Origin of the sequence: Komagataeibacter europaeus LMG 18890, assembly GCF_000285295.1 — a bacterium.
GTDB lineage: Bacteria > Pseudomonadota > Alphaproteobacteria > Acetobacterales > Acetobacteraceae > Komagataeibacter > Komagataeibacter europaeus.
Genome location: NZ_CADP01000228.1, coordinates 1 through 2,198 on the forward strand (window position 1 = coordinate 1; position 2,198 = coordinate 2,198).

At 55.0% G+C, this 2,198-nt stretch carries 1 protein-coding gene; it reads left to right on the plus strand.

The features are described from left to right. Positions 1 to 472: 472 nt before the first annotated feature. Positions 473 to 2,047, plus strand: a complete 1,575-nt coding sequence (locus tag GEU01_RS20935; protein ID WP_019087542.1) for a Fic family protein — start codon at positions 473 to 475, stop codon at positions 2,045 to 2,047. Positions 2,048 to 2,198: the final 151 nt, after the last annotated feature.

Here is a 2,198-nt window from a genome sequence, read left to right on the forward strand (position 1 = left end):
CCTTCGGGGCAGGTCTGGGCATGATGTCCTGAAAAGTGTAACACATGTCACCCGCCCCGGACAGGAAAACCGCCGCTGATACGGGACAGGCCGGCCGGTTTCAGGCCCGGCCTGTTACACTATTACCCATAGTGTACCCTCCCAAACCCTCCCTGCGGGAGGCTTCGGTAACGTACACCCATATAGTGTAACAGGTCATGGGTCTGCCACCCCTTGCGACGTTATCACTCTCAATCCAATAGAGCCGACAACTTTAGGGGAACTGCCAGTCCGCTTTCCGACGAATTGTGTTGAAAAGCAGCTGTTTTCGCCAATCTCGGCGCCGTTTAGCGTCGGATCTTGTCAGCCTGCCTTAGCCCGGCTTTTCTGGAGAACCGTTCGCCTACGGCGTAAGTCTTTTCTTGCAATATTGCTGATTTCTAATCGAATATGCGCAATCGTAATCGGTTTTTTCGAATGAGGCGTGTTTCTAATGACGGACGTAGAAAGGTCCACGCTGCTTGGCGGGCGATGGCTCGGCGATAACTTTGGTATCGATCCCTGCTGCGGCTTTCCCGTGACTAGCACGGTCGGTTCGCGCCGGGAGAGCCGCCATCATGGCTTTGAGAGCTACGAAGTTTATCCGGAAAGCATGCGACCCGTTGAGACCCCGGCCGGACATCTTCAGTTCCACCTGCGTTATGAGCCAACCAACCTCGAACTGCTGGCGCGGGTATTCGAGGCGTCAGGACCTGACTTCGTGCGAGTCTGGATAGAGCGGGAACCGACGGGGCAATACGCGCGCCGCGCCGCCTTTCTTTATGAGTTTCTGACGGGACTAGAACTAGAAACCGAAACGGCGGTCGGTGGCAACTATGTCTCCGCGTTGAATGACAAGCTGGTTGTTACCGCAAACCAGAACCAAGCCATCAATATTAAAAAGTGGCATGTGCGGGATAACATGCCAGGGACAAGGTATTTTTGTCCCTCCATCAGAAAAAGCCGGCCGCTGGAACTTGCCGCAGGTTTCGACATCGCCGCCAGATATACCCGCCTGCAGGAGGATTTCGGCGATGACATGCTCGCGCGGGCGGCAGTCTGGCTCACCAATCGTGAGAGCAAGGCAAGCTTTGCTATCGAGGGCGAGGCTGACCAGACCGACAAGATTTCCCTCTTCAGCCATGTGCTGGCAACCAGAACCGGCAAGGGTGCAATCCCGCTTCTCGGTCCGGCGCTCATTGAACTACAGAAGGATATTATCGGCTCGAAGACGTTCATCAGCAGTTTCGGTCCCAGAAAATCACCAGTTTTTGTAGGCGAGAACACGATACGTGGGGAGGTCGTGCATTATGTGGCGCCACCACCGGAAGACCTGAAGAACATGCTTGATGGACTAGCGGTCTTCCTCGAAAAAACCCAAGGGCAGTCACCCATCCTACGTGCTGCAGTCGCCTCCTTCGGCTTCGTCTACATTCACCCCTTGGCAGACGGGAACGGTCGGACACACCGCTACCTCATCAATGACATTCTCTGCCGGGATAACGCTATCCCGGATGGTGTCATCATTCCGGTGTCCGTTGCCATTATGGACGACAAGACGAGCAGGCGTCACTACGATGCGATCCTTGAGCGCGTCTCAATCCCCCTGATGAGGGTCGCACGCCCGCATGTGTCTTTCGCGTCGGAAAATAAAACCTATCCGGACGGCATTCAGTCCAACCTCGTGTTTACTGGCGATGAAGCTACTCGGCCAGCTTGGCGCTATCCGGATCTTGCGCCGCATGTCGACTATCTTGGGCACGTTATCAAACTCACAATGAACGAGCACATGCAGGAGGAGGCTGACTATCTCCGACGTCACCATAGGGCACGCGGGCTAATCAAGGCCGTGCTGGACATGCCGGACAAGGATGCCGACCGCATCATTCGGAGCTTGCAGTCCAACAACTTTATCGTCGGCAAAGGCCTACGGAAAGAATTCTCAGGACCTGAAGTCATCCGACAAGTCACAGATGAAGAATGGGAAAGCTTTGTTGAGGGCGTGAGATCGGCCTTTCAGACTGACTGAAGCCTGACAGGGCGAGTAAAAGGACAAGGCGCCGTGAACCGCTCTGGATTTGACCGAAACCAATCCTCATACATCTTGTAGCTACATCCGCTTTGAGGCGTCGGAGTACTGCGCTCTGACGTCGGGAAAACGGGCATTAACAATCTGTCCG

Bases quoted from the DNA above. Each gene is read 5' to 3' on its own strand.
- GEU01_RS20935 (WP_019087542.1), top strand. From the start codon at position 473: ATGACGGACGTAGAAAGGTCCACGCTGCTTGGCGGGCGATGGCTCGGC.